The following is a 21,352-nucleotide window of genomic DNA, read 5'->3' as shown; positions in this document are numbered from 1 at the left end:
CAGGGAGCATGAAACTGCACTTCGAACCTAACCTCGACTACCAGCTTCAGGCCATCGAAGCGGTATGTGATCTATTTCGTGGGCAGGAGACCTGCCGCACCGAGTTCACCGTCACTCGCGACCCCGCGGACCCGCAGCAGCGGATGGGCTTCGCAGAAAATGACATGGGTATCGGTAATCGGTTGACATTGCTGGACGACGAGATCCTGAAGAATCTGAACGCCATCCAGCTTCGGGGCGGGCTAGCTCCCTCGGCCTTGCTCGCGTCCGGCGATTTCACTGTGGAGATGGAAACCGGCACCGGAAAGACCTATGTCTATCTTCGCACCATCTTCGAGCTGAATAAACGATACGGATTCACCAAATTTGTCATCGTGGTGCCATCGGTGGCGATCAAAGAAGGCGTCTATCATACCATCGAGACCGCCGAGGAGCACTTGAAAGGGCTTTATGCAGGCCCGCCGTTCGACTTCTTCAGTTACGATTCGGAGAAGCTCGGCCAAGTGCGGAACTTCGCTACCAGCCCACAGATCCAAATCATGGTCATGACGGTCGGTGCGATCAACAAGTTCGGCGACGAACAACAGGCGCAAACGGAGGAAGCGGACGAGGCCGCCCGCCGAGAGAAATCGAAGAACAAGATGTATCGCCGTCACGAGGATACCGGTTGGGAGAAGCCCGTCGATCTGATCCGGGCGACGCGCCCCATCATCATTGTGGACGAGCCGCAGAGTGTGGAAGGCGGACTTGACGGCAAGGGTAAGAAGGCCATGGATCGGATGAATCCACTGTGCAACCTGCGTTATTCCGCGACGCCCAAAGAGGCGCACCACATGGTTTTCAAGCTCGACGCGGTGGACGCCTACGAGCGGAAGCTGGTGAAGCAGATCGAAGTAGCGGCAGCCTCTGTAGAGGGCGGTCACAATAAAGCATATCTGCGGTTGCTCTCCGTGAGCAATAAACGAGGTGTCATCACGGCCAAGGTTGATGTCGATGTGCAGACGGTCACCGGCGTGCAAAGACGCGAAATCATGGTGCAGGATGGCGACGACCTGGAAATGACTACCGGGCGGGCCGTTTATCGCGACTGCCGGGTGGGTGAGATCCGCGTCGCCAAGAATGATGAATTCCTGGAACTGCGCTACCCTGGTGGTGAGCAATACCTTCGCCTTGGCCAATCCTATGGTGACGTAGACCCGCTGGCCATACAGCGTCAGATGATCCACCGCACTATCAAGGAGCACCTGGACAAGGAGAAGCGCCTCACCCCGCAGGGGATCAAGGTGCTCAGCCTGTTCTTCGTCGATGCCGTGGAGAAATACCGGCAATACGATGCCGACGGCAACGCGGTGAAGGGGGACTATGCCCGCATCTTCGAGGAGGAATACCGCCGCCTCGCCAACCATCCTGACTACCAAAGCCTTTTCAAGGAAGTAGACCTGACCACCGCCGCAGAGGACGTGCACGATGGCTATTTCTCTATCGACAAGAAAAAGGTCGGTACCAAGACGGTGGAGATGTTGAAGGACACGCGCGGGGATACGAAGGCGGACGACGACACCTATAACCTCATCATGCGGGACAAGGAGAAGCTGCTAAGCTTCGACACGCCTCTCAAGTTTATCTTCTCCCACTCCGCGCTGCGCGAAGGTTGGGACAATCCGAACGTCTTTCAAATATGCGCCCTTCGCGAGATGGCTTCCGAGCAGCAGCGCCGCCAGACCATCGGGCGAGGTTTGCGCCTGTGCGTGAACCAGAAGGGCGAGCGCCTGCGCGGGTTTGAGGTGAACACTTTGACCGTGATCGCAACGGAGAGTTATGAACAGTTCGCGGAAAAACTCCAGAAGGAGATCGAGGACGAAACCGGCATCCGCTTCGGCATTGTGGAGACCCACCAATTTGCTGGGATCATCGCCACGGGAGCCGACGGCCAACCCGCGCCTCTGGGTCTCGAGCAGTCAAAGGTGCTTTGGGAGCATCTGCGCTCGGCCGGTCTCGTGAATGCCCAAGGCAAGGTGCAGGACACCCTGCGCCAGAAGCTCAAGGACGGCACGCTGGCATTGCCGGAACCGTTCGCAGCCCAACTGCCGCAGGTGGCGGAAATTCTTCGCAAGCTGGCGGGACGGTTTGAAATCAAGAATGCTGACGAGCGCAAACATGTGAAGACCCGCCAGGCCGTGCTGCACAGTGCGGAGTTCAAGGCGCTGTGGGACCGTATCAAGCACAAAACCACCTACCGTGTACAGTTCGACAATGAAGCATTGCTCGCGACTTGTATCAAGGCGATCAAAGATTCGAGCTTCGTCATTGCCAGGATGCGGCTGCAATGGCGCAAGGCTGACCTTTCTATCGGACGCGCCGGCGTGGACACGAAGGAGACGGCCACCTCCGCCCCCGTGACGCTCGACGAGGCTGACATCGATCTGCCCGATATCCTCACCGATTTGCAAGACAAGACGCAACTCACCCGCCGCAGCATTCACCGCATTCTGGTGGAGAGCGCCCGGCTTGATGATTTCAAGCGTAACCCTCAACAGTTCATTGAACTCACCGCCGAGATTATCAACCGCGCAAAGCGCCTCGCTCTGGTGGATGGCATCAAATATCAGCGTATTGGCACGGAGGATTATTACGCTCAGCAACTATTCGAGACCGAAGAACTTATCGGCTATCTCAAGTCGATGATCGACTCCAACAGGTCGGTCCATGAGCAGGTGATCTACCGGTTCGACACCGAGCGCACGTTTGCCGAGCAACTGGAAAAGAACGAAGCGATCAAGGTTTATGCCAAGCTCCCTGGTTGGTTCCGCGTTCCCACACCGCTTGGTACCTATAACCCAGACTGGGCCGTTCTAGTAGAGAAAGACGGAGCCGAGCGTCTTTATTTCGTGGTCGAAACAAAAAGCAGCCTCTTCACCGACGACCTGCGGGACAAGGAAAGCGCAAAGATAAAGTGTGGAGAGGCGCACTTCGAAGCGCTGGCCGTCAGTGAGAACCCCGCCCGCTTCATCAAAGCGACAAAGATCGATGACCTGATGTCCCACATCTGAATCCGGCCGGGAGCGGACTTGGTTTAGCTCAATAACGAGAGAAGGAATGGTGTCCCCATTGCGGTATTACTTTGCGAGGCCTTTTCACCTCAGCCGGTAGTGGCTCAGTTCGCCAAACTCACATCTCAAAAATTCATGAGATACTTGAGGATCTCTCAGGAAGAAATTTTCGATCAATTAGCCCAGCAGCTAATTGAGGTAAGAAAGACATAGTATAAAGTACGACTGAAAGGCTAAGGCAGATAAGGCAAGGTGGGATAGTCAGAAAAGCCATAAAAAATCATAAACTTATAGTGATTAATATTTAAGATATCATGCTTGACATCATGATATCATACTGATACCATTTCAATTGGAAATGGCCTGAATCCGAATTGTCACCGTATGGTGTGCGTGCCCCTTGAGGGCTAGGATTCAGGCCGCTTTATTTTGCAGGCCATTCCTGAACGTAAAACTCTCTTGGCCGTATGATTTTTCTATAATCATCGGCATCTCGTTTGTGCCTCTTATAACTCCTCGCAATCGCACCGCAAACCATATCAGCCAATTGAATAAGATTATTGTTTTTGGAGTCTTGGATCTTCACTTTTAATATCCTTTGGTTTTCTCCAGGAGTATTGATCCTATTTTTTAAATAACGATCTAACTGAGAGCGGAAATCTTGACTGCCACTACCATCTAACACTACAGTAGCCATATCAAGCTGAGGTTTAGCATTCTGAAATACCAAACCACTTATGTATTTATAAAATGACTCCTTATATTTGAATCCGTCTCCATGGCCTCCAAGAATGCTTTCCGCAGGTCGGGCCTACACTTATTAAAGTGGAACTCATAACACGATGGAAGCCCCAATTCCTTCTTAAGGAGGGAGATCCTTTGGTCTGCTGATCCTGCTTCATCATGATCTTCAAATAAAATAAGCGCGACGATGAACTTTTCTGTAGAGCCTTGACCTATTTTTAAACCCGAATCACCGGACTCATCAACAAAGACAAGCACAATAATCAAGCCTTATTAACTAGTAATAGTTGTCGCATGTCTTAGTACAACCGATTTTAGCCCGATGAAGGGCATAGATAAATCACATTCTATCAGTGAGATCGACTCGCATATGACGCATCTCCTGGGCACTTCTCCTACGGAAATATCCCGTTCCGGTTGGTCACGGTTTTGGTCACGGTTCAGTCACGGTTTTGGTCCCGATTACGGGTCAAAGCCGGGATCAATCTGTAGCAATGGGTCAGGCAATAAGGCATTGAGATATCTAGAGAAAATCTTAATCTGTCACAGCCTGTAAAAATCTATCAAAATAGCCCCAAATCCTTATCATAATCCGCGTGTCGGGGGTTCGAAGCCCTCCGCCGCTACCATTCTTCCCCAACCTTCATGATCCTGTCCCCCTGCTTTCGCACACCGCGCAACCGATGTCGAACGGCGCCTCTCGGCTAATTCGACCGCCTCATTTGCCACGGCTCGTCGCCGGGGTGCCGTTTGCAGAGACTGTAGACGCTTCCCTCCAGACATTCCTCGAACTCTTTTCCCTGGGTTTGTTTCACGAATTCCAGAAACCCATAGATGTTTCGGATCTCTTCGTCGTCGAATCCCATCGTCCTGAGAAGCTCATCGCTTGAGCGAAAAGACAAGGGATAGGGGAGAATTCTGAACCGGTATTTTCCCGAGTCTTGGAATTTCACAATGATGCCGTATAAATCTTTCAGCATCATGAAGGAAGAGATCAGGCATTCATAGCTCTGCTGGCTTGCCCGAATAAGCAGGTAGATGAAATCGTCGTTATAGCTTTTGATCAGTTTTTCATAGTCGTCCTGCGTAAACATACCTGAAATCTTTCTGCTTAGAATGTGGGTGAACGGCATGCGCCACTGCGATTTCCGAGGACAAGCCGTCCCGGGCATGCCCGACAGGGAAATTATATAAGATTAGGATGTCGGATGTCATCTCCCCCCGGTCTTCCCGCAATGGATTCAATGTGGGGCCGGTCGGCAGGACGAATGACCAGAGTGAGCTGGCTGTGATCAATGGAGAGAACATTCCGGCGATCGGCTATTTTGATCTGATCGGTCTCGAATACCAGCCGCTTCCCCGGCCCTCCGATCCGGTGAAGTTGATCGACGGGCTCGGCGATCTGATCGCCGCCGTCGCCTATGTTCGTTCAGGAGAGCTGACGATTTCCGATTGGATCCGGTCGCGGCGAGGGAAAAAGAAGTATGTCACGTTTCGATTGGAAGACCTCGGCCCCGTCCTCGCCGCGTTGCCGACGGCATTGAGGCGCCTGGCGGGGGAGTGTTCCGAGCTTGTTTTAGGAAGCGGCCTGAAGCGGCGTCTTAAAAGGCTCTTTTTCTTTTGAAAGCGGCCGACGGCTCCCATCGGGCAGCCATTCTAACGTCCGACGCCGTCTGACCCGGTGTTTCCTTATTCGTCTTCTTCGATCAGCTTGTATCCGAGGGAGGGGACCGTCTCGATGGCGGCGGCGAGCATCGGGATCTTCTCGCGGAGCCGGCGGATATGGACATCGACCGTCCGGGTCGTCCCGAAGTAGTCATAGCCCCAGATCGTATTGAGAAGGTAGTCCCGCGTCAGCACCCGCCCCTTGTTTTTCAGCAGGTGCTCGAGGAGGGCGAATTCTTTGGCGGTCAGCGCCACCTTCTTCTCGCTCGCCTTCACCTCATGCCGGCCGAGGTCCATCGTCAGGTCGCGAAAATGGTACCCGGAGGCCGACTCCCGCCGCTCGGTTCGGCGCAGCAGCGCCTTCACCCGGGCCATCAGCTCCTTGGGAGAGAAAGGCTTCGTGACATAGTCGTCGGCCCCCAGCTCCAGCCCGACCACCTTGTCGCTCTCTTCATCGCGGGCGGTCAGGAGCAGAATCGGGAGGGAGGCGGTCTCCTCCTTGCCGCGTAGCTTCCGGCAGACCTGGAGGCCGTCCTCTCCCGGCATCATCACGTCGAGGATCACCAAGGAGACCGGCTGCTTCGAGGCGATCTTGAGCGCCTCCGTCCCATTGGAGACGGCAATCGGCTCGAACCCTTCTTTCTGAAGATGGTGGGCGACCAGTTTGGTTAAATCGGGCTCGTCATCCACCACCAAGATCTTCTGAGACATGCATCCCCCTAAAGTAAGATCAGCGTCATTCGACCGCGCGTTCGTCTCGAACGCCACCCGGTCGATTTACCTCATTTCAATCTTACCGATGTCTGATTAAGGGGAGGTTAATCAGATGTAAATTCTTTGTTTCAGGAACGGCGGGTCTTTCGCATGGCTATTCTTTCCAAGAATTGCGAAAGATCGTCCGGAAGACCGCCGGAAATCCTACTTGGCGGCCTGGACGATCCTCTCCGGCGAGTAGGTCGGAGAGACCTTCCGAATCCGCGCCAGGATATCTTCCTTTTCTCCCCGTGACCGCGCGGTGGTATATTGCCGCTCCAACCGCTTGACCTTGTCGCGGAGGTTTCGCTTCTTGCGGATCATGAACTGCCGTCGTTTCTTAGACACTTTTGCCATTCGATTCCTCCTCAGTTATTAAAATCGGGAGCGTTCAGACGCTTCCCTTGCCTGCATGGTGATCCTTCTGCTCCAACCGCGCGCCGCGCATCCCCCTTATCCAAACCGGCTCAGCGGACAGGCCTCGTGGGGATGGGGCCGGGCGGTGCAGTACTTCCGTCCATACTCGATGACCAAATAGGTAAACCGAAACCACTCCTCTTTCGGGATCAGCTCCATCAAATCCCGCTCAATCTTCTCCGGGTCGCTCTCCCGCGTCAGCTTCCAGCGCCGGGTGAGCCGCTTCACATGGGTGTCGACCGCGATCCCCTCGACGATGTTGTAGGCATTGCCCAAGACGACATTGGCCGTTTTTCGTCCGGCGCCGGGAAGGGTCCGCATCTCCTCCATCGTTCGGGGGAGGGTCCCGCCGAACCGCTCCTTGAGCAGGCGCGCCGCCCCCAAGACGCTCTTGGCTTTATTCCGATAGAAGCCGGTCTGCCGGATATCTTGTTCAAACAGCTCCGGATCGGCATTCACATAGTCGTCGAGCGTCTTATATTTCTTAAAGAGGGTCGCGGTGACCTGGTTCACCATCTTGTCGGTGCATTGCGCCGAGAGGACCACCGAGACGAACAGCTCCCAATGGTTGGAAAAGTTCAAAACGATCTTCGCTTGCGGAAAGAGCGTCTTGAGCTCGGCGATGATCTCCTCGGCCCGCTGCCGCCGCTCGGCTTTTTGGTCGGGGCGCTTTTTCATCCCGCCTATTCTACGCATCTCGGCTGAATTTCTCCATCACAAAATAAATCGGCCCGGCGCCCCCTTCTTCCGGGCGATTGTGGCGCCCGCTTCGTCTGTGGCAGAATAAAAAAAGGGAATTTCATTGGGAATGATCTGAAGGAGGCAGTATGGCTGAACCACAACAACAAAAAAAAGAAGATGAACGGGCCTTTTCGTTTTTGCGGTTGAACGACCGCCCGAGCAAGCCCCGCCCGCGCGGCGTCACCGAGATCCGGGGGCCGTATTACACGCCGATGGGAAAGCGGTATCTCCAAGACGTTCTGGAAACGATGAGCGCCTACGTCGATGCCCTCAAGTTTGCCGGTGGCTCCTTCTCTCTGATGCCGCGGCGCGCCGTCAAAGAGCTGCTCGACCTCTGCCACTCCTATGATGTGCTCGTCTCCACCGGCGGGTTTATCGAGCATATATTGACCCAAGGCCCGCAGGCGGTGGAGAACTACATCCGCGAGTGCAAAGCGCTCGGATTCGACATCATCGAGATCTCGGCCGGCTTCATCACCCTCCCGACCGATGATCTTCTCCGGTTGGTCGAGAAAGTCCAAAAAGCGGGGATGAAGGCGAAGCCGGAGGTCGGGATTCAGTTCGGCGCCGGCGGGGCAACCGCTTCCGCGGAGCTGCAGGCGGAGGGGACGCGCGATCCGGAGTGGGCGATCCTGCAGGCGAAGCGGTTCATCGATGCGGGGGCTTACATGATTATGATCGAGTCGGAGGGGATCACCGAGAATGTGCCGACCTGGCGGATCGATGTCGTCGCCAAGATTGTTCGCGGCCTGGGGCTGGAGAAGCCGATGTTTGAAGCGGCTGATCCGGAGGTGTTTGCCTGGTATATCAAAAATTATGGGCCGGAGGTGAACCTTTTCGTCGATCACAGTCAAATCGTTCAGCTGGAGTCGCTCCGGTCGGGGATTTGGGGGACGAAGAGTCTTTGGGGGCGGGTGGTTACTTATAAGGCGGCGTGAGGCGGATGGCGAGGTTTCAGAGTAGGTAACAGAGTGCGTCAGCGACACGTCGTCTCTTTGATTAGACCCTCAATTCCATCTCTTTAGGAGGTGTATTGTGATCTCCCTTCTCCCATTTGATGCGGTTCCGAAAGGGCTGCTCGATTTTCTAAGGGAAGAGATTGCCCTTCGGTTTGGCGGGGAGGTCTGGATTGGCGATTCTTTGACGATTCCGGAGGGGGCGTATGATCGGAATCGGAATGAGTTTCGCTCTTCGATTTTTCTTCGGGTGTTGGAAGCGGGACGGGGGGAAGAGGAGCGGCGGTTGGGGATCGTCGACGCGCCCCTCTACAATCCTGAGTCGGATCCGGTGCTGGCGGAGGTCGATCGGGTCGATCGCGTCGCCATCGTCTCCCTCGCGCCGCTTCATCCCGGGGTGGAGCGCGCCCCGGAAGACGATTCACTTTTTCGGACGCGGCTGCTCAAAGAGGGGGTGCATGCGCTGGGACGGACCTATCCATTCGACCCTTGCGAGAATCCGAAGTGTGTTATGCATCTCTCGAGTTCTCTGGATGAAATCGACCGAAAGAGCGCCGATTTCTGCATGGTCCATCAAGCAACGCTCAGGCAGGCCAGGCTCAGGCATCGATAAAGGGATGCGAGCGTCTCTGGTTTTAAATAAAAACGGCCGGGGCGTCTGCCTCGGCCGTTGCGCTTTCTCTTAAACCCTTCGCCCGCTTCCGGTTGCCGTGTCTGTCTCAGAGCGCATTTTCTTCGTCGATGCCGGAGCGTCATGTGAGAATGAGGATGAGTGAGAGGGGAGGGCGTTAGGGGAGAAGCTGCCACTCGTCTTTTTCGATCATGACTTTCTGTCCGGCCTGAATCTGCTTGAGGTCATTCCGGTCGAACATCCCGAGGTACCGGTCGATCCGATCCTGTTCGGTGATCCGATCTTCCTTCAGCTGGCCCGAGGGTAATTTATACTTTCTGATCAAAACTGCCATTTCTTTCTCCTGGTTTCGTTATTGTGCATCGTCGATCTAGGCGTTCAAAAAGCCCAGATTTTATCCGGATCGGGGGATGAAGTCAATACGATTTTCATCCCCCGATCCGGAGGATCCTACCACCGTTTCGGGCGCTTTTTGAAATCGGTCTCTTTCCAGCCGCCCTCTTTTTTGCGACGTGCCTGGAACGGCTTTTTATCCGACTTCGGTTTGGCGGCACCGGCCGCCGGCTCTTTCACTTCGAACCCGGCGACGAGCACCTGCGGAATGCGGGAGCCGATCAGCCGCTCGATGTCGCGAAGGCTTCCCCGCTCTGTGGGGGCCATCAGCGAGATCGCGTCCCCCGTTCCCTTGGCGCGGGCGGTTCGCCCGATCCGGTGGACATAATCCTCCGGCGCCTCCGGCATTTCATAGTTCACCACGTGCGTGATCCCTTTGACATCCAGCCCGCGCGCGGCGATGTTGGTCGCCACGAGCACCTGGATCTTCCCCCGCCGGAACTGCTCCAGCGCCTGGGTCCGCGCTCCCTGGCTCTTATCGCTGTGAAGGGCGGCGACGCTCTTTCCCTTTTTCATCAGATGGGTGGCAAGGTCGTTCGCACGGTGTTTCGTCCGGGTGAAGACGAGCACCTGGCTCATCTTCTCCTGATCCATCAGGTGGACCAGCAGGTCGCGCTTTCTGGAGGAATCGACCGGATAGACCACCTGGCGAACCCCTTCCGCCGGCGTTCCCTGTCGCGCCACTTCAATCTCGTGGGGATCGGTTAGGATTTGATCGGCGAGCTTCTTCACCTCTCCCGAAAGGGTGGCCGAGAAGAAGAGGGTCTGCCGGTCTTTCGGAAGGTGCTTGAGGATCGCCTGAATCGCAGGGAGAAATCCCATGTCGAGCATCCGGTCGGCCTCGTCGAGAACGAGCACTTCCAGATTTTTAAAGTTGACCGTTCCTTGGCGCATATGGTCTTGGAGCCGTCCCGGTGTGGCGACAAGGATATCGACCCCGCGGCGAAGCGAATCTTTCTGCGGACGGATGCCGACGCCGCCGAAGACCACCTCGGTTTTCAACCGAAGGAACCGGCCGTAGGTGCGGATGCTGTCGTCGACCTGGGCCGCCAGCTCTCGGGTCGGCACCAACACCAGCGCCCGAAGCGACGGCGATTTTCCTTCGCGAAGGCGATGCAAAATCGGCAGGGTGAATCCGGCGGTCTTGCCGGTGCCGGTCTGGGCGCAACCGGTGAGGTCTCTCCCGGTCATGATCGCCGGAATCGCTTGAGCCTGAATCGGTGTAGGGGTTTCATAGCCGCGTGATTTAACGGCGCGAATAATTTCGGGGGCAAGCCCCAGACTTTCGAATGACATTCAATCTCCTAATTTAACAAGTGAGGGACCGCGGTCCCCGCGTGGCAAGCAAAATCCCAACGGGGCGCTCTCCGCAGCTATCTAAATTTAGCTATTAGATAGAAGGGTAGAAGCATGGCGCCGCGGTGGCCCATTTCTGCTCGGGTTTTAAGAACCGTGTGAAGTGTAAGAGTCCATCGATGGGAGTGGATGAACCCGCTTCTGAGGAGGGATCAAACTAAGCGGATTCCGCCTCGTGGTTCATGAAACTGACGTAAAGGTATCACAGACAAGGCCGGATAAGCAAGAAAAAACAGAAGGGTGAGGGAGATTACATTGCAATGGATGCGGTGGGTCAGTCGTTCGGTCCCGGCGTCTCGACGGGGACGGCGTATTCCCCGATGACGTTGTTGTCGGCATCGATCAACGCCACTTTTTTGACCGCCGGCTCCTTTTTTATTTTGATCAGGGCAAACGGCGCGGTCATCACCGCCGCCTGAAGGTCGCCCGGGGAGGGGGCCGCCGTCTCTATTTTCACCCGCACCGTCTCTTTGGCGCGGGTCACCTCCGCGATCTTTAACCGATATCCCGCTGAAGGTTTCTCCCCAAGAGAGATAAAAACGGCCCACCATTGTTGAAAATCGATGTCGGGGAGGGGCGCCGGGGGGAGCCGATCGGAGTGGATCTCCGTGACGAGCCGCTCAAAAGCGGCCCGGTCGCCGATCACCTCGACGGAGGGGGACGAAGCGCGCTTTCCCGAAGTGATCCCTTGATCGATCGTGGCATAGTCCATTTTAGAGGCCGCACAGGCGGCCAGAGCGAGTAAGATCGTCCAAACAATCCAAAGCGGCCGGGCGGTGCTCCGGAAGGCGCTCGCGGTCGTCTTCTTCACAGAAAAAAAACTCAATGGAGCCGCCTCAGTTTCTTGCCTTGAAGGCCGGCCGCCGATCGGACCGATTGGGGAGAGGCGAGCTCTCCGACCGAAAAGTTGATATTCGGAAGATCTTCCCCCGGTTTCACGGTGACATCGTCCGGGAAGAAGCCGCAGGCATCTTCGTTGTCGCAAATCACGCCGTCGCCGTCTCGATCGGTCCCGGCGGCGATCAGATAGGTGCCGGCCGGTGTCTGAGGGGTGGTATAAGCATAATGCTGGTCGGCGGTCGTCTGCGCTTCGTCGACCGTCTCCAGCGTCTCCTTGTTGATGACGAGGACAAAAACCGTCCCGACGTTCCCCTCGGTCGCCCCGCCGACCGACATCCGGACCTCGACCGTCGCCGTCCGGCTCCCTTGCGAGGCGTCCGAGGTGATCGTGATCGTCGCCGTCTGACTTCCCGACGGCAGTGAGGTCCGATCGACGGTGGCGCTGATCGTCAGCGGCGTGGTCCCGGAGGCCGGCGTGACGGTCAGCCAGGGGGCGTCGGCCGAGACCCCGGTCACCTGGAGCGTCCCGATGCCGGCATTTTTAATGTCGATCTGGAGGGTGCTGATGTAATTGCTGAAATCGAGCACCGGGGTCGAGACGGTCAGAATCGAGCCGGTCGGGATGGTTTGCGTTCCCCCGCCGGGAACCGCCTTGGCCGCCTGCACCGCCAGGGCGGCATCGATCAGTCCATGTCCGTAAAAATCATCCCGGCCGGGAAGCCCCAGGTCCCGCGTGATCCGCTGCGTCGTCGACGGGTGGGTGCCGGCGAGGAGCTGATCGATATCGACCGGGGTGAGTTTCGGATTCACCGCCAGCATCAACGCCAGCACCCCCGCCACATGGGGGGCCGCCATCGAGGTCCCCTGGTAGAAGCGATAGAAGAACTGGCCGCTGTCGTCGCCGAGCGTGCTTAAGATCCCGTCGGGGAATCCATCTCCGTTGAGGTCGACGGCGGTGTTTCCGCCGGGGGCGGCGACGTCGACCGTCCGGCCGTAGTTGGAATAGGGGGCTTTTTTCGAATTAATATCGACCGCCGAGACCGAAATCACCCCTTCGAGACTGGCGGGGGAACTGGGGGCGCTGCTGTTCTCATTTCCCGCCGCGGCGACGACGATCACATTCGCGTTTCGCGCCGCGGTGATTGCATCTTGCATCGTCTGGCTGAAGCCGGAACCGCCGAGGCTCATGTTGATGATCCGGGCCGGCGCCGGGGGAAGGGTCCCGGAGCTGTTCGAGAGGCCGGCGGCATAATAGATCGCCTGGGCGATATCGGCGTCGCTTCCGCCGCCGTCGCCCAAGACACGCAGCGGCATGATCTTCGTCTGCCAGGTGATCCCCGCCACGCCGATCCCATTGTTGGTCACCGCGCCGATGGTGCCGGCGACGTGGGTGCCGTGAAAGCTGCTGCTCTGGTGCTTCGGATCGTCGCCGACATCGGTCGGGTCGGCATCGAGGCCGTTCCCGTCGCCCGCCGTCGCCGGGTCGCTGATGAAATCATATCCGGCGATCAGCCGCGACTCCAGATCGGGATGGTGCAGCACCCCGGTATCGATGACCGCCACGATGATGTCGTCGCTTCCGGTCGTCACCTCCCATGCCTGTGAAAGGTTCATCAGGGCGAAATCCCATTGGAGCGGATAGTGGGTGTCGTTCGGGACCGGCACGGCGGAGGGCCTTCGGAGGAAGTTTGCCTCGGCATAGGCGACCTCCGGGTCCGCTTGAAGGTGCTGAATCGTCGCCAGGGTGAGCGCTTTTAATTCATTCGCCGCGCTCTTCGCCGTTTTTATTTTCAATCGGACCGCGGTTCCGTTCTTTAGCAAAAGGGAGGGGAGGGTCGCCTGCATCCGTTCGACCCCCTGCGGGAGTGATTGCTTTTGCACCAGCCGGTGCCGGGCGGCGAGCGATGCGCTTTTCTCCTTCGCCCCGGGTCCCGTCTGCTTCAGCTTCACCAGCACCTCTCCCGGAACAAAGTCGGCCCCGGGCGGAACCGCCTCTCCGGCGGTCGACAAGCTGCCGATCGGCGCGACGTTGAGGACATAGGCGCTGGTTCCGGCGAAGGCGACGACCCCGACGAGAAAATCGCCGCCGGCGGTCGTTTCAATCAACTCGGTTTCGGTCAATCCGGCCGACGAATCGACCACTTTGCCGGTGGTGTCCATCAAAACGAGGTCCAAATCATTTTTGTCGAGATCGTTCGCCGCGATGCTGAGAGTGATCCGGACCGGACCGGCCGCAGTGAGCTTGAAGATGTCGGGGAGGCGGACCTCCCCGTCGCTGGTCGGGAGGGTGGCGCCCGGATCGCTGATGGAGGCGCTTCCCGCAACGGCGATCGGGCTGGAAATCGGCTGGGGCTGCGCGATGCTGTCGTTCGGCTCGACCTCGACCGTATTGTTCGGCGGGATGCTCAACTTGCCCGAAGCGGTTCCCATCGCCGCCGCCGGTGCTCCGCTGCTCTTCCCGCCCCCCCCTCCGCCGCCGCAGGCGGTGAGGAGCAGGGATCCGATGAAGAGGGGGATGAACCAAGAAAGAGAAACCCGACTCCCCTGGAGGGATACCTTCCGTTGCATGTTATTTTTCCTGATGTCCGACCGGAGAATACCGCAGATCATTTCGTATTCAGTTTACGTGAACTCTCCGAAAAGAGTCAATGCGGATGAGGTCTCGGAGGTTCTTTTTATTCGGAACAGGTCGTATTTGCATGTGGAATGGTCCCGGTCAAAGAAGCCAGGGGGAGTGGACGGCTCCTTTAAATAGCGTTGCGATCCTTTGCCTCCGCCCGCAGGTAAGCGGGCGTCAGCGTTCCAGCGTTTTGCGCGAAGGGTCCCGCGCCGGATCTTCTGCGGGGAGGGCGTCGCCGACCCATTCTCTTGTTTTCCAGGCAGGGACCGGCGTTTCGCAGCCGGTTTTCGGGACGAAGTCGGAGCGCTTCACGCGGGTCATCTGATGGATGTAGCGGGGGCAGTTCGGAAAAACCTCGCGGGCGTGGACCCGGACGATGAACTGCGCTTCGGGATAGTCGGACAGGAGCGGATCGTTCGGATCGATCGTCGCCTCCCCCTGGACCCGCATCCGGGATTGGTTTTCGAAGTCGATGAAGAGCATCCCGACCCGGCCGGTCGCCTGAATATTCCCCATCGATAAATACATCCCATTGCCGTCATAGTTCGGAAAGGCCAGGGTGCGGGAATCGACCACCCGGACAAATCCCGGTGCTCCCGCTTTGTAAGAGCAGGTCGGATTTCCGCGATCGTCGACCGTTGCCAGGAAGAACATGTCGAGGCTTCGAATAAATTCGACATCTTCTTCATCGAAGCCATCCCGGACGATCGTCTCATCGAGCCGGTCGGCCAGCCGGCGGGTGTCGAACTGATCCTGCAGCTTCCGGTGCCCCTCACGATAGATATCGGACATCGCTTTCCCTCCTCGCTCCTCGATTGAGGGCCACGATAGCAAAGCGGCTGGGCCGGCGTCAAGGTCGGAGTGATCTTCTTTTCGGCTGATTTTCTAATGGGGAGCGCGTTCGGATTTTTACGCTCAGAAGAAAACGGATGAGGAGAACCCTCGTTCAGATTTGCCCGGGTCTATTTCTTCTGCGCAGCTCCTTCGGCCGGGATGTTTTGGAAGTGCTCATTGGCCCAGGCGAGCGCGGCGGTGTAACATTCCGGAATCGCTTTCGGATCGATTCCCATCTGCTGGGCGAGGGTGTCGAATGCGTTCCAATTCGCCTCCAGGTAGGCGAGGCTCAGGCGGTAGAGGTCGTCCATCCGGCCCCCTTTTCCGAGAAGGGCGTTCTTGATGTCCTGGGTGATCGGCATGCCGTCCAAAATTTCCGCCATCGGCTTGCCGACCAATCCGTCTATGAGGGAGAGCATCCCCATCAAAAAAAGATCGTCGGCGCGGTGGCCCAGCTTGCACGGCTCGGCCAGCAGCTCCAGGAATCGGCCGCGCAGGGTCGCCTGAAAGACCAGCTCCGGCGGCCGGTCGCCCGCCAGCCCGGCGAGCGCGATGAACGACGCCCACCGTCGAAAGGATTCCTCCCCGAGCATCACCAGGGCATGTTTAATCGACTGGATCTCCACCTGCCAGCCGAAGAAGGCCGAATTGATGTAGCAGAGGAGCTTGTAGGAGAGGGACATCTCGACCTTGAGAATTTTCTCCAGCCGGTCAAAGTCGAGCTCGGGGCGTTGGATCTCTTCCAAGATCCGGAGGTAGTTGAGCTTGAAGCCGGGGATCTCTTTCCCCTTCATCAAAACCGGCTTGCTGAAAAAGCTCCCTTGGAAAAGGTGTCCGCCGGCGGTCATCGCCGATTCGAAATCGGTCCGGCTCTCCAGCTTCGAGGCGAGGAGCTGGGTCGCCCCCGGCAGACGCCCTCGGAAGTCGCCGTCTGCTTTCGACACGGCGGCGCCGTCGATCTTCACGATGTCGGCGAGCTCCAGCAATGCCGCGCGCTGCGGCGCCAGGGCATATTCGCCGAGGACGAGGGGGATTCCGGCCTCTTTCAGATTCCGGCAGGCGGTCAGGACCGTCGGGTCGGCGTCCATCTCTTCCAACAGCTCCACGCCGACCTGGCTGCTCGGCAAAACGGTCGCCGCCTCCTGCAGCAGGAGATTGCGGGTCAGCGGGACGAACGCTTTTTTCCCGCCGCTGACCGCGTCGATCCCCAGCTGGTAGAGGGCATCGGCCACCTTCGACGCCGCCTGATCGGGGCTGAGCGCGCCGACCATCCCGTCGAGCCCATCCCGAAACAGCACCTCATATCCGACGACCTCTTCCATCCGGTTGAAAATCGGATGCCGCACCAGGTAAATCTCCATCGTCCTCCTCCGGTCATTCCCTGCATGGATACCATGCCGATGCCGATCGGTCAAGGAAAGGAGGGTCCTGATTTTTCATTTGCCCCTCGGACGGGATTGAAGGCCGTCCGCGAGGGGGGGAGATCGTCCGGGGAGATCGTCCGCTGACCGACCGGACGCCCGCTGTGCGCCGGCGTTTTTCGATCGGGTTTCTGTTGAGGACGACCGCGGAGAGGATTGCTTCCTTCAGCGGTAAAAAGTATACTGCCGGGAGCGGTTTCGGAATTTCTATTTGGAGGTCCGATGACGATGAAGTGGCTCTGGGTATCGATCTTTCTCCTCTCTTTTCCTTGGGCCGCCCGCGCTCAGGAGCCGGCGTCGATTCGCGAGCGTCTCGAAGCGCTTCATGTCTCCTTTTCCCCGGAGGGGTTCATCGAGCAGATCCGGCGGGGGGATGCCGATCGGGTGAGTTTATTTTTAGAGGCGGGGATGAGCCCGAACGTGCAAGACAAGAGCGGCCGGCCGGCGTTGATTTGGGCCGCCGGAAATGGCCAGGTCGCCGTGATCGAACAGCTGCTTCAGCGCGGCGCCGATCTCTGCGGGGCCGGGGGCCGGGCGCAGTCGGCGTTGCTCTGGGCCGCTTCCAACGGCCGGACCGAGGCGGCCCACGCGCTCCTGAAGGCGGGGGGGCGGACGTGTGAAAAAGATAAAACGCGGATGACCTCGGTGGTCGGCGCGGCGGCGAACGGCTATGCCGAGACGCTGAAGCTGCTCCTCGAAAAGCTCGACGATGTCACCTATGACGAGAAGGCCGGCGCGCTCGCCGCGGCGGCGGAACGGGGCCATCTCGAGGTGATCCGCCTCTTGCTCGAGGCGGGGGTCGATGTCGATGCGAAGACGGCAAGAGGGGCCACCCCCCTCGGCGGCGCCGCCCTCCGGGGCCGGGCGGAGGCCGTTCAGCTCCTCCTCGACCGAGGGGCGAATCCCAACGCCACGGCCGATCTCCATCAGACGGTCCTGGGGGCCGCCGCCGAAGGGGGACACCTCGACATCGTCAAAACCTTGTTGGCGCGGGGCGCCCGGGCCGACGGGGCGGCGCTGCGGGGGGCGGCGCGGGCCGGGTATGCCGACATCGTCTCAACGCTGCTCGACGCCGGGGTCGATCCGAATGCCGGCACCTTCGACGGCGAGACCTCCCTGCTGCAAGCGACCGCCGCGAAAAAGATCCCCGTCGTGGCGCTGCTGATCGCGCGGGGAGCCAACCTCAATGCGAAGACCCTCACCGACGACACCCCGCTTCTGCTGGCCGCCGGGTACGGGGAGCCGGCGCTCATCGCCCTTCTCCTCAAGAACGGCGCCGACGTTCAGGCGCGGGGGAAGGAGGGGCGGACGGCGCTGATGCAGGCGGCCCTCTCCGGAAACGGGGAGGCGGTGAACCTCTTGATTCGGGGGGGCGCCGAGGTCGATGCCCAAGACGAGATGGGAAAAACGGCGGCCGTTTACGCCAAAGAGCGGGGTCATGCCGAGGTGGCCCAAGTTCTGGCGAAGGCTGAGAAGGAGGCGGCCCCGTCGGAAGAAAAATTAAACGTGGAGCGGGTTCAAAATCCGGCCCCGCCGGCTGAGACGGATAGAACCGATTCAGACGAAGCGGCCGGCGCGGGCCGATAAGCGGCGCCGAGCCCTGTCGTTGGATCGGTGAACGCTCCGATTCCCCGTTCCAAATGTTCTTATCTTTATTGCGACCATCCTACTTTGAACTCGTCCCGGAACCGGTCCCGCCACGTTGAATCTCACCCTCCAACGTCCTATAATGAAGATATGAAGAAGACTGGACTTACGCCGAAAACGCTTTTTAAGCCGTTCCTCTCCCTGCTCCTCCTCGCCGCGCTTATCAGCCCGGCGCCGGCGGAGCTCTACTCCTGGAAGGATGGAGAGGGGGTCCTCAACGCCACCAATGACCGCGGCAACGTTCCCCCCGGCGTCCGCCCCGATGTGTTGAAAGAGCCCCCCTCGCCCGCCGCGCCGAAAACCCCGGCCCCCCCGCCCGCGCCGACCGCGCCGCTTCCCGAATCGCCCACCCCGGCGGCGGCGCCGGAGGAGACGCGCGTGATGCAGGGGACCTTTGCCGTTCAGCTTGCGGCGGAGCTCGGGTTGGGCGATTCCCTCTCGCCGGAGGAGGCGGCCGACCTGCTCACGCAGCGCCGGATCACGCCGGCGTTGGGACGATGGAGCCTGGAGGCGCCGATCACCCCGGAGCTCGTCTCGCGGCTTCGGCTCTTGGCCGTTTCGGCGGCGCAGCGCGGCGCCCTCTCCGTTCAGCCGGAGGAGGCGCTGCTCGCCTTCGATACCACCGCCGCGCTCCTGGGCGTCGCAATCCCGATCCGATCCGATCCGGCGCTTACCAACGTCCCTTCGACCTCGCCGGTGCTCGATGCGCCGCCGTTGATCTTGATCGCCCCGCCGCCGGAGCCGTACTTCTCCTCTTATCTCTGGGTGCCGGTCGATCAGGGGTTCTTCTGGAACGGGGTGTCATGGAACGGATTTTTCGTCTTCAACCAGCCTGTCCACTTCCACGGCCGCCGGTTTGGATTCCACGATCATTTTATTGAGCACCGCTTCACCGACCACCTCCGCCAAGACCGCTTTATCCAAGACCGTTTTATGAACGACCGTCGGTTCGGCCTCCCCCCGTTCTATGAACGCCGCCCGGTGCCGCTTCCGCCGCAGCCGTTCGTTCTCGATCACCCTGGCCGCCGCCTTCATGGCGCCCCCTCTGCTCGGCCTTTCTCCGCCGGCCGGCCGACCGTGCAGCCCCGGTCGTCCTTCGGCGTCACGCCGCTCGCCCCCCCTTCCGGCCCCGCGATCTCGCCGATGGCGCCGCCGCTGTCGCAGGCCACTCCGCACACACCTTCTTCGCTGGCCCCCGCGGGTGCCTCTCGCCGGTCGTTGAGAGGGCGCTAAGGTTCTCATCCCACCCTCCTCCCCGTTCAAATCAGAAGGACGCCGATTGATTTTTCCTCCTTCCGCCTTCCGCATTGTAGGATTGACCGACCTTGCTCTTTTCTTCCGATTTGTTATAGTTACCTTCATCCCCCAAAGAAATATCAGGAGCCGGAGGTTGTATGGCGGAGGAGACGAAGTTCTGTATCTGCTGCGGTGAGAATGTTCCGTGGAATCGGATCACCCGCGACGGCAACGAGGAGCTCACCTGCATCTACTGCGGATTTATTTTGGGGGCGAAGCCGCTTCCCGCCTCGGCGGCCAAGTGCATCCTCACCGTCGACGATGTGGCGTTCGTCAACGACCTGCTGAAGGGGATGTTGGTGAACAAGGGGCTCGCCGACACCGTGATCACCGCCGGCAATGGACAGGAGTTTATCGGCCTCTTCAATGCGCGGCTCGCCGACCATCAGCCGGTCGACCTGGTGATCCTCGATCTGGAGATGCCGGTGATGGATGGGATCGCCGCCGCCCGGATGATGCGGGCGCTCGAAGGGAAGTACCAGGTCCCCCGGTCGCCGATTCTCTTCTTCTCCGCGCGAAAGTGCGACGACACTTTAAAAAAACAGCTCGGCGTCTTTGCCCCCGCCAGCTACGTCAACAAAGGAACGTCGTCCGGCATGGACGGTCTGGTGGAGCGGGTCGACCAGCTGGTCACCCATCTGCTCAATAAACAGCGCGCGACGGCTTAACCCACTGCACCGATTATCTCTACCTTCGTTTCTTCTTCTTTCTTGAAAAGGTTCTTTTCTTAAACGCTCTACTTCTGATCCTCGTGTGCGAAGGTGAGGAAATAGCGCATTCTGCATTTCTGATGAAGACGAAAGCGCGACGGCGTGATGGGGTGAAGCTCCCCACTGGTTGACGATCTGATTCTCCCTACCCATACTTCAATTCTTAATTAAACGATTACCTCTGAAAAACTACCCAGTCCAAAAAAGTTGTCCATCCCAATCAGAAGTTAGTTCATTGAAAATTTTTGTAGAGTCTATTATAGTGGCTCAAGGTTTACCTTCGGTGTAAGCCGCAATTTGCATTTAATTAAGACGTGCTAAGCAGTGTTAGCAAGTGTTAGCAGTACTAACTGCATATAGTGAGTCAAACTGTGCTTAGTGAGTCTAACACCTGCTAGAGAGTGTCCATAGTGTTAGTGAGTGCTAAGTGGTGTTAGCAAGTGTTAGCAAGTACTAACTGTATATAGTGTCAAACTGTGCTTTAGTATAAGACTGAAGGTGCTGACAATATTAACCTAAAACAAATTTGGACAATATTTTTAGCTTAGTACTCAAGTCCATGTAATAAGTTAAAGTAGACCTATGTCTAGGTCATAGATCGAATTGAGATTAATCCAAAAATAAGGAAAAGAGCCGGCAGGGTGCGATGATTGATCGGGTGACTTCCAAGAACGGTGTCGCCATTCGACTCACTGATGAACGATGGGCTCATATCACGGAAGAGCATTGTGAGCTGGCCGGATCACGCTCGGAGGTAGTGGCGACCGTGTTGCAGCCGGAGCGTATCCTGATCGCCGTCCGAGAACTAGAAGAGAGCAAGCATCTTGTCGTTGTCTATCGGGAAGGGTCGAATGACGGTTTTATCATTACCGCGTTCCTGACTCGAAGAGTCCGGTCGCTTGCAAAGAGGAGACAGGTATGGCCATAACCGATTTTCAGGAATATTTGAAACTGATTCCGGCCGTCAACCGGGCGCCACAGCACGCGGTCTGGCTGACGTACGACGCCGAGGCGGACACACTGTATGTGAATTACAAGAAGCCGAGCTACGCCACTGACAGCGAAATGACGGACGACGATGTGATCGTCCGGTATGAAGGCGATGAGGTCATCGGTTTTACCGTTTTGCACGCGAGCAAACGGGCCAAGAAATGACGGCACAGGCTGTGCCAGAAATGGGAGTCAGTGGGACAGCAGACTTTGACTCTGTTTGTCTAGGATTACCCTGAAGCCGATCTGTTTTCTTGAACTTTTCCTTCCGATTATCTATATTAGGCC

Annotated in this window: 19 protein-coding genes; 8 read left to right on the top strand and 11 right to left on the bottom strand. The window is 58.1% G+C overall.

Annotated elements, in window-relative coordinates; genetic code table 11:
- Positions 1–8: 8 nt before the first annotated feature.
- Positions 9–3,050: a DEAD/DEAH box helicase family protein gene (locus HY282_16720; GenBank protein MBI3805393.1), complete on the top strand. Its 3,042-nt coding sequence runs from the start codon at positions 9–11 to the stop codon at positions 3,048–3,050.
- Between the two features lie 424 nt (positions 3,051–3,474).
- Here the strand turns inward: HY282_16720 and HY282_16715 are convergent, their stop codons facing one another.
- On the bottom strand, positions 3,475–3,780 hold the full coding sequence (locus HY282_16715; GenBank protein MBI3805392.1) for a DUF3800 domain-containing protein: 306 nt from the start codon (positions 3,778–3,780) through the stop codon (positions 3,475–3,477).
- Between the two features lie 718 nt (positions 3,781–4,498).
- On the bottom strand, positions 4,499–4,888 hold the full coding sequence (locus tag HY282_16710) for a hypothetical protein (GenBank protein MBI3805391.1): 390 nt from the start codon (positions 4,886–4,888) through the stop codon (positions 4,499–4,501).
- Between the two features lie 107 nt (positions 4,889–4,995).
- Between HY282_16710 and HY282_16705 the strand changes: the two genes are divergently transcribed.
- Entirely contained in the window at positions 4,996–5,418 is a 423-nt protein-coding gene (locus HY282_16705; GenBank protein ID MBI3805390.1) for a hypothetical protein, read from the top strand.
- Between the two features lie 65 nt (positions 5,419–5,483).
- On the opposite strand, the gene HY282_16700 is transcribed toward HY282_16705, so the two are convergent.
- From HY282_16700 to nth, 3 genes are all read right to left on the bottom strand, one after another.
- Entirely contained in the window at positions 5,484–6,170 is a 687-nt protein-coding gene (locus HY282_16700; protein MBI3805389.1) for a response regulator transcription factor, read from the bottom strand.
- Positions 6,171–6,377: 207 nt separating this feature from the next.
- Complete coding sequence (locus tag HY282_16695; GenBank protein MBI3805388.1) at positions 6,378–6,569, bottom strand: hypothetical protein; 192 nt, start codon at positions 6,567–6,569, stop codon at positions 6,378–6,380.
- Between the two features lie 96 nt (positions 6,570–6,665).
- On the bottom strand, positions 6,666–7,307 hold the full coding sequence (nth, locus tag HY282_16690; protein MBI3805387.1) for an endonuclease III: 642 nt from the start codon (positions 7,305–7,307) through the stop codon (positions 6,666–6,668).
- 149 nt (positions 7,308–7,456) lie between these two features.
- Here nth and HY282_16685 point away from each other — a divergent pair, with 149 nt between their 5' ends.
- Both HY282_16685 and HY282_16680 read left to right on the top strand, forming a co-directional pair.
- Positions 7,457–8,308 (top strand): phosphosulfolactate synthase, encoded by an 852-nt coding sequence (locus tag HY282_16685; GenBank protein MBI3805386.1) that lies wholly within the window; start codon positions 7,457–7,459, stop codon positions 8,306–8,308.
- Positions 8,309–8,405: 97 nt separating this feature from the next.
- A complete protein-coding gene (locus HY282_16680; protein ID MBI3805385.1) occupies positions 8,406–8,939 on the top strand; it encodes a hypothetical protein in 534 nt (177 codons plus the stop codon).
- A gap of 175 nt (positions 8,940–9,114) precedes the next feature.
- Here HY282_16680 and HY282_16675 read toward each other — a convergent pair whose 3' ends face one another.
- The 6 genes from HY282_16675 to HY282_16650 form a co-directional block, all read right to left on the bottom strand.
- Complete coding sequence (locus HY282_16675; GenBank protein ID MBI3805384.1) at positions 9,115–9,291, bottom strand: hypothetical protein; 177 nt, start codon at positions 9,289–9,291, stop codon at positions 9,115–9,117.
- A 116-nt stretch (positions 9,292–9,407) separates the two neighbouring features.
- Positions 9,408–10,646 (bottom strand): DEAD/DEAH box helicase, encoded by a 1,239-nt coding sequence (locus HY282_16670; protein MBI3805383.1) that lies wholly within the window; start codon positions 10,644–10,646, stop codon positions 9,408–9,410.
- Positions 10,647–10,980: 334 nt separating this feature from the next.
- Entirely contained in the window at positions 10,981–11,532 is a 552-nt protein-coding gene (locus HY282_16665) for a protease complex subunit PrcB family protein (protein ID MBI3805382.1), read from the bottom strand.
- The gene (locus HY282_16660) at positions 11,529–14,114 is read right to left on the bottom strand and encodes a S8 family serine peptidase (protein ID MBI3805381.1); all 2,586 of its coding nucleotides are present in this window, start codon (positions 14,112–14,114) and stop codon (positions 11,529–11,531) included. Before HY282_16660 ends, HY282_16665 begins: the two co-directional genes overlap by 4 nt.
- A gap of 226 nt (positions 14,115–14,340) precedes the next feature.
- Positions 14,341–14,958: a pyridoxamine 5'-phosphate oxidase family protein gene (locus HY282_16655; GenBank protein ID MBI3805380.1), complete on the bottom strand. Its 618-nt coding sequence runs from the start codon at positions 14,956–14,958 to the stop codon at positions 14,341–14,343.
- A gap of 170 nt (positions 14,959–15,128) precedes the next feature.
- Positions 15,129–16,361 carry an HDOD domain-containing protein gene (locus tag HY282_16650; GenBank protein MBI3805379.1) on the bottom strand — a complete coding sequence of 411 codons (1,233 nt, stop codon included), beginning with the start codon at positions 16,359–16,361 and terminating at the stop codon, positions 15,129–15,131.
- A 282-nt stretch (positions 16,362–16,643) separates the two neighbouring features.
- Here HY282_16650 and HY282_16645 point away from each other — a divergent pair, with 282 nt between their 5' ends.
- The 4 genes from HY282_16645 to HY282_16630 all read left to right on the top strand — a co-directional run bounded on the left by HY282_16645 (position 16,644) and on the right by HY282_16630 (position 21,229).
- The gene (locus HY282_16645; GenBank protein ID MBI3805378.1) at positions 16,644–18,008 is read left to right on the top strand and encodes an ankyrin repeat domain-containing protein; all 1,365 of its coding nucleotides are present in this window, start codon (positions 16,644–16,646) and stop codon (positions 18,006–18,008) included.
- Positions 18,009–18,158: 150 nt separating this feature from the next.
- On the top strand, positions 18,159–19,301 hold the full coding sequence (locus HY282_16640) for a hypothetical protein (GenBank protein MBI3805377.1): 1,143 nt from the start codon (positions 18,159–18,161) through the stop codon (positions 19,299–19,301).
- A 161-nt stretch (positions 19,302–19,462) separates the two neighbouring features.
- Entirely contained in the window at positions 19,463–20,032 is a 570-nt protein-coding gene (locus HY282_16635) for a response regulator (GenBank protein ID MBI3805376.1), read from the top strand.
- A 960-nt stretch (positions 20,033–20,992) separates the two neighbouring features.
- Positions 20,993–21,229 carry a DUF2283 domain-containing protein gene (locus tag HY282_16630; protein MBI3805375.1) on the top strand — a complete coding sequence of 79 codons (237 nt, stop codon included), beginning with the start codon at positions 20,993–20,995 and terminating at the stop codon, positions 21,227–21,229.
- Positions 21,230–21,352: the final 123 nt, after the last annotated feature.

This window comes from Candidatus Manganitrophaceae bacterium, assembly GCA_016200325.1.
In the GTDB taxonomy this organism is placed as follows: domain Bacteria; phylum Nitrospirota; class Nitrospiria; order SBBL01; family Manganitrophaceae; genus Manganitrophus.
The sequence above is the reverse complement of the archived record's forward strand: the minus strand, read 5'-3'. Positions and strand labels throughout refer to the sequence as shown.